This is a genomic window from Mesorhizobium sp. M7A.F.Ca.AU.001.01.1.1 (genome assembly GCF_004022735.1).
GTDB classification, from domain to species: Bacteria; Pseudomonadota; Alphaproteobacteria; order Rhizobiales; family Rhizobiaceae; genus Mesorhizobium; species Mesorhizobium ciceri.
In genome coordinates this window covers 1-6456 of the sequence record NZ_RZPF01000356.1, presented here as the reverse complement: position 1 = coordinate 6456, position 6456 = coordinate 1, and the positions used below count along the sequence as shown (strand labels likewise).

General features: G+C 63.8%; 7 protein-coding genes. 3 read left to right on the top strand and 4 right to left on the bottom strand.

Annotated features, from left to right (window positions below; translation table 11 throughout):
• A partial coding sequence (locus EN884_RS20925) for a LysR family transcriptional regulator (protein ID WP_164895082.1) occupies window positions 1-801 on the top strand: 801 nt, incomplete at its 5' end.
• Here EN884_RS20925 and EN884_RS20920 read toward each other — a convergent pair.
• The 3 genes from EN884_RS20920 to EN884_RS20910 form a co-directional block, all read right to left on the bottom strand.
• Window positions 765-1940: an MFS transporter gene (locus EN884_RS20920; protein WP_063170353.1), complete on the bottom strand. Its 1176-nt coding sequence runs from the start codon at window positions 1938-1940 to the stop codon at window positions 765-767. The two genes, EN884_RS20925 and EN884_RS20920, sit on opposite strands and share 37 nt — an antisense overlap.
• 117 nt (window positions 1941-2057) lie before the next feature.
• Window positions 2058-2366, bottom strand: coding sequence for a DUF1244 domain-containing protein (locus tag EN884_RS20915; RefSeq protein WP_063170352.1), 309 nt, complete (start codon window positions 2364-2366; stop codon window positions 2058-2060).
• Window positions 2367-2377: 11 nt separating this feature from the next.
• Window positions 2378-3175 carry an N-formylglutamate amidohydrolase gene (locus EN884_RS20910; RefSeq protein ID WP_024502956.1) on the bottom strand — a complete coding sequence of 266 codons (798 nt, stop codon included), beginning with the start codon at window positions 3173-3175 and terminating at the stop codon, window positions 2378-2380.
• A 245-nt stretch (window positions 3176-3420) separates the two neighbouring features.
• Between EN884_RS20910 and EN884_RS20905 the strand changes: the two genes are divergently transcribed.
• The gene (locus EN884_RS20905) at window positions 3421-3909 is read left to right on the top strand and encodes a DUF1036 domain-containing protein (protein WP_063169175.1); all 489 of its coding nucleotides are present in this window, start codon (window positions 3421-3423) and stop codon (window positions 3907-3909) included.
• The gene (pyk, locus tag EN884_RS20900; RefSeq protein WP_013529204.1) at window positions 3906-5342 is read left to right on the top strand and encodes a pyruvate kinase; all 1437 of its coding nucleotides are present in this window, start codon (window positions 3906-3908) and stop codon (window positions 5340-5342) included. Before EN884_RS20905 ends, pyk begins: the two co-directional genes overlap by 4 nt.
• A 42-nt stretch (window positions 5343-5384) precedes the next feature.
• Here pyk and EN884_RS20895 read toward each other — a convergent pair whose 3' ends face one another.
• Complete coding sequence (locus EN884_RS20895) at window positions 5385-6449, bottom strand: alpha/beta hydrolase (RefSeq protein ID WP_063169174.1); 1065 nt, start codon at window positions 6447-6449, stop codon at window positions 5385-5387.
• Between the last annotated feature and the right edge of the window lie 7 nt (window positions 6450-6456).

The window sequence follows — 6456 nt, the reverse complement described above, 5'->3', positions numbered from 1 at the left end:
CGTCACATCGGCGAGTGGGAACAGGCGCTGGGCGTCACGCTGTTCCGTCGAGGACGGCACGGCTACGAACTGACGGAGGCCGGCAGCACGCTGTTGGAACGCGGCAAGGCGGTCAGCGAGCAGGCAAGCGCCTTCTCACTCCTGGCACTGGGTTCGGTCGAGGCTATCGAAGGCACGGTGCGTATCGCCGCCAGCGAGGTCGTGGCGGCCTATGTCCTGCCTGAGATGACGATGCGGCTGGGGATCGAGGAGCCCGGCATCGAGGTCGAGATCGTCGCTTCCAATCAGGTTGAGAACCTGCTGCGTCGAGATGCCGACATCGCCATCCGCATGGTCAAGCCGGCGCAGAACGAGCTGATGGCACGCAAGGTCTGCGACATCGAGCTCTGCGCCTGCGCGGCCAAATCCTATCTCGACAGGCGCGGCCGTCCGCTGAAGCCTGCCGATCTTGTCGGCCACGATCTGGTCGGCTTCGACCGCGGCGACGAGATCATCAGGGGTTTTACCCAGCACGGCATCCCCGTCACCCGGAGCAGCTTCCGCTTCAGGACCGACAACCAGATGGTTTTGTGGGAAGCGGTGCGGGCGGGAAACGGCATTGGTCTTGGCCAGGAGCCGCTGGCCGACAGGGATCCTTTGATTGAGAAGGTGCTGCCTGACCTGCCGCTGCCAGTTCTGCCGGTGTGGCTGGCGATGCATCGCGACGTGCGTACCAGCGTGCGCATCCGCCGTGTGGTGGATTTCCTTCACGAGGAGCTGAAACGCTATTCTGCGGGTGCTGGCGCGAATTCGGCGCGGTGAGCGAGCCCGGCCATCAGCAACACGATGATCAGCAGTCCCGACATGGTGATGAAGATCGGGCCGAAGCTGGAATGCTCGGCAACGAAGCCGATCGCCGACGGCGCCACCAGTATGCCGCAGTATCCGATCGTTGTGACCACGCTCATGCCGGTGCCGGAAGACATGCCTTCCTGGTTGCCGCCGGCCGAAAAGATGATCGGCACCATATTGGCGATGCCGAAGCCGCAAAAGGCAAAGGCTGCAATGGCGAGCCAGGGCGAGGGCGCCAGGCCAGCCACCAGCATGCCGACCGCGGCTACGAGGGCCGACGCGCGTAGCGTCGTCACCGCGCCGAAGCGATTGCGTATGCCGTCGCCGAAGAACCGCGTAACCGCCATGACGCCTGAAAATCCGGCGTAGGCGAGGCCGGCGACGGCGAGATCGGCGCCGAGCTCCTGGCGCAGATACAGGGCTGCCCAGTCGAGCACCGCGCCCTCGGAGATCATCGCCAGTAACGCCATCAGCCCGATCAGATAAACCAGCGGGTTTGCCGGCAGTGCGAATTTGTGGTGCTCGGCCGCCTGCGGTCTGTCTTCGGCGAGGAGATAGCGAACGGCCACCGCGATCACCGCGAAGGCAAACGCCGTTACTGCCGCCGCGTGGACGAGGTGGCCGTAATGCTGGATGGCAAAGCCGCCGAGGCCGCCACCGGCAAAACCGCCGAGACTCCAGAAGCCGTGCGAAGACGACATGACGGCGCGGGAGAGCCGCCGTTCGACCACCACGGCGTTGGCATTCATCGCAACGTCCATGCCACCGATCGAGCCGCCGAAGATGATCATGGCAACGGCCGCCAAGGGTACGTCGGGCGCCAGCGCCACGACCATGAGACCGAGGCTGCCGCACAGGGCGAACCAACGCAGTACGGTGCGCGAACCATGTCTGGAGATCAAATGGCCACACCAGGTCATCGCGACGACGGCGCCGACCCCAAACAACAGAATCAGCAGACCGAGCGTGAACTTCGAAATCTCCAGCCGGGTCAGGAACACCGGAATCTGCGGCGCCCAGCTGCCCGTCAGGAAGCCGTTGGCGAGGAAAATGGCCGCGAGCGCCCATCGGCCGCGAATGGCAGTCAGCTTGGCAGTTGACGCGTTCATGAGGCGAATCCCGCAAGAAATGGCTTCGCGCGGCAAATTAGATCGATTCAATTTTCAGTCAAGGCTCTTTCGGGAAGCATTTTTTGAGCCAAACACAGCCTTGAGTGATCGCCGGCCTTAATGGTCCTTGTGGCGCCTTGCCTCGAATTCGGCCTTCTTGGCGTCGGAGGCCTCGGTCTGGTTGAGCGCCTGCCATTGCGCATAAGGCATGCCGTAGACGATCTCGCGCGACTGATCCTTGGTGAGACCGACGCCCTCGGCATTGGCCGCCTCGCGATACCAGTTCGACAGGCAGTTGCGGCAGAAGCCGGCGAGGTTCATCAGGTCGATGTTCTGCACGTCGTTGCGTTCGCGCAGATGCTCGACCAGCCGGCGGAAGGCGGCCGCCTCGAAATCGCGTTGCTGCTCGTCGCTGAGTTCGGTCATCGAAACCTCCGTCATAGCGGCCCGGTGCGCGAGCCGAACATCTTCACCACATGTATATCGGGACGGCGGTCGATGGCGTCAACGATCGGCGCCAGCCGTTCGGCCCAGGCGAGCGCGCCCTTCTGGTCCGATATCAAATCCTGTCGGATCTCGATCAGCGCATGGGCGAAGCCGTTGACGATGGCGTGCTTGTACATGGTGTCGCCGCGCAGCGCGCCGTCATAGGGTTCGTTGTCGCCGACGACGAGGTTCCTGTCCTGCGCCAGCATGTCTATCAACGGCCGCGCCACGCGGTCGTCGAGGTCCCACAGGATGCCGACGTGCCAAGGACGCTGGATTCCTTGCATGGCCGGGGTGAAGGAATGCACCGAGAAGATGAAGGGCGCCTGGGCGGAAGCCTGTGCGACCGAGGCGATCATGGCGCTGACGGCGTCGTGATAGGGCCGGTAGAACCCGTCGAGCCGCCTCTCGCGCTCCTCGGCAGCGATGGGGTAGTTCCCAGGTACGACCGTGCCGTCATAAAGCTGGCGAATGAGCGTCGGGTCGTCTTCGCCGCGATTGGGATCGATCAGCAGCCGCGAAAAATTGGCGAGCACCGCTGGCACGCCCAGCAGGGCAGCCAGTTCGCGCGTCACGCCCTCGACGCCGATGTCATAGGCGATGTGGCGGTCGAACTCCGCTGAGGGCAGGCCGAGGCTGCCATAGTCGTCGGGCAGGTCGCGACGGGCATGATCGCCCAACAGCACGATGCCTCGCTTGCGGTCGCCCTCGATGATGTCGAAAGGCGCGAAAACTGTGGATCGGGTCATTGGCGGGAAATGGTCTGTTCGCTGGCTTCCGGGGAGGATGCTATCGTCATTCCACGAAGACGACGCTTGCGCAATGCCGTTGTTTGGCCAAGGTTTCCCGGGAAATCTGGCACAAGTCGGCGAATTGTGCGCCGGAGCCTTTCTAAATCGATTGGAATTGGACAAAACGGTGCGTTGACATGCGCCCGGACTTTTCCGAAAAGGGGCGCAGAGAGATGCTGATGTGGTTTTTGAGGGGTTTTCGGATGAGTTCCGCCGGCGGGCAGCGCATGCGCTCTGCCTTTGCCATGCCGCTCCTCACTCTTGCCATCGGCCTGCCGGCCATGGTCGTGGCTTCGCCGGCGCGTGCCGATTTCCGCGTCTGCAACGCCACGCAGAACCTGGTTGGTGTCGGCATCGGCTATCGCGCCAAGGCCGGCTGGATCACTGAAGGCTGGTGGCACATCGAGGGATCGAGCTGCAAGACGCTGATCGAAGGGCCGCTGTCATCAAGGTTTTACTATCTTTATGCAGAAGACGCCGAACGCGGTGGACGCTGGGACGGCCCGATCAACATGTGCGTGGCTGAAAAAGAGTTCAAGATCGCAGGCGTAACCGACTGCGTCGCCCGGGGCTTTCAGCGCGCCGGATTCCAGGAATATGACACGGGCGAACAGGCAAGCTGGATGGTCCAGCTGACCGATGAGTCCACAACGGGAGGCGCTCCAGCCACCCCGGGAACAAACAGTCAATGAGACGTAGCCGCAAGGTCAAGATCCTAGCCACCATCGGTCCTGCCTCCTCCTCGGAGGAGATGCTGAAGAAACTGTTCGAAGCGGGCGCCGATGTGTTCCGCATCAATATGAGCCATACCGACCATGAACTGATGCGCACGCTGGTCGGACGCATCCGCGCTGTCGAGGAAGCCGTTGGCAGGCCGATCGGCATCCTCGCCGATCTGCAAGGGCCAAAGCTGCGCGTCGGCAAGTTCGCCAACGGCAAGGAAGTGCTGACGCAAGGCCAGACCTTCACGCTCGACGACAATCCCGAGCCCGGCACCTCGACCAGGGTCTATCTGCCGCATCCGGAAATCCTGAGCTCGGTCGAAGCCGGCCATCGCCTGCTGATCGACGATGGCAAGCTCGAGCTGAAGGCGGTGAAGAGCGACGGCAAGTCGATCGTCTGCACCGTCGTCGCCGGCACCACGATTTCCGACAAGAAGGGCGTCAGCCTGCCTGACACCGACCTGCCGGTCGGCGCGTTGACCGAGAAGGACCGCAAGGACCTCGATGCCGTGCTGGCCACAGGCGTAGACTGGGTGGCGCTGTCCTTCGTGCAACGGCCGGAGGATCTGGCCGAAGCGCGCAAGATCGCACGCGGCCGGGCGCTGATCATGGCCAAGATCGAGAAGCCGCAGGCTGTCGCCCGGCTGGCCGAAATCATCGAACTGTCCGACGCGCTGATGGTCGCCCGCGGCGATCTCGGCGTCGAGATGCCGCTCGAGGCGGTGCCCGGTATCCAGAAGCAGATCACGCGCGCCGCACGCCGCGCCGGCAAGCCGGTGGTGGTTGCAACGCAGATGCTGGAATCGATGATCACGGCACCGGTGCCGACCCGCGCCGAGGTGTCCGATGTTTCGATCGCCGTCTTCGAAGGCGCCGATGCCATCATGCTGTCGGCGGAATCGGCGGCGGGTGCCTATCCCGTCGAGGCCGTGGCAATGATGAACCGTATCGCCACCAAGGTCGAGACCGATCCGACCTATGCCGGCATCATCAACGCCCAGCGCTCCGAGCCGGAAGCGACCGGCGCCGACGCCATTTCGCTGGCCGCGCGCGAGATCGCCGAAACGCTGAAGCTGTCGGCGATCATCACCTACACCGCATCAGGCACCACAGGCCTGCGCGCCGCCCGCGAGCGGCCGCAAGTGCCTGTTATCGCGCTGTCGCCGATCCTCAACACGGCGCGGCGGCTGTCGCTTTTGTGGGGCACGCATTGCGTTGTCTCGCCCGACGCCGTCGACCTCGACGACATGGTCAACCGCGCCTGCCGCATCGCCTTCGACGAAGGCTTCGGCAAGCCGGGCGACCGCGTCATCATCACCGCGGGCGTACCGCTGCGGACACCGGGTTCGACCAACATGCTGCGCATCGCCTATATCGGGTCGGACACACAAGTCAGCCGCTAGATTCCCAAAGCGTGTCGGCTCTGAACGGTTCGGGCGACCGCCTTAGGTCGGCGCGAGTTCGGCCTGCGGTACCTTGATATCGGCGCATCTGCCGGCGCCGTAGGCGTCGCCGGCGATGCGCGCCTCCACGGTCCTGGCCATCGCCTGCAGGTCGACACTCTTGCCGGCGACCTTCTCGATGGCGCCGACGGTCAGGTCGGGCGCCATCCAGTCTGGCTTGTGACCGAGATTGTGCACCCAGACGAGTTCGGCACCGGCAATGTCGCGCGCCAGACCGACCGAATGGATATGTGCATAGACCACCTTGTCGCGATCGCCTGAAATGACCACGGTTGGCGCCTTGATCTCGTTGTAGCGCGGTGCGGCGTCGAGGGCATAGCGATAGAGCCCGGCGACATCGGTGGCGTTGGCGCGAAAGGCTTTTGGTCGCAGCACCAGCGGGATAGAGGCCATTCCGAGATAATTGTCCGGCACCTTGTTGGGCGAGAAAACGCAGGTGGTGGCGTCGGCCATCTGCAGTGTACCGGCCGGATAGGTCAGCGTTTCGGAAAACAGCCAGCCGAGCACGGGAATGGTGGTCAGATCGTAGTACCAGGCGGTTGCGCCGCCCGGCCATGGATGGGTCGCCGGTGCGAGGAAGACCAGTCCAAGTGTCTTGTCTGGATGCTCGCGGCCAAAGGCCGATGTCACCACGCCGCCGAAGGAATGGCCGACGATGACAGCCTTCCTGATGCCGAGATGGTCCATCAGTGCGGCAATGGTGTTGGCCTGCGCCGACGGGTTCTCGTTGTTGGTGCCGCGACCCGACCAGCCGTGGCCTGGCCGGTCGAAGAACAGCATTTCGGCGCGGCCTTCGAGCAAGGGACGCAGCGGCAGCATCTGGTCCCTGAGATTGGCGCTGGCGCCGTGGATGAAGACGATCGGCGGCAGCTCGGCGTTGGCGGGTGCCGGAACATGGACATAGTGGATGCGGGCGCCGTCGATGTCGGCGAACTCGCCGAACGGCGGATCGCGGTGCTCGATCAACCATGAGCCGACGCGGGTGATGCCGACAAAGCCGAAGACAAGCGCCATCAGGAAGGCAAGGGCGGCGTAGATCAGGTTCATGGGGAAG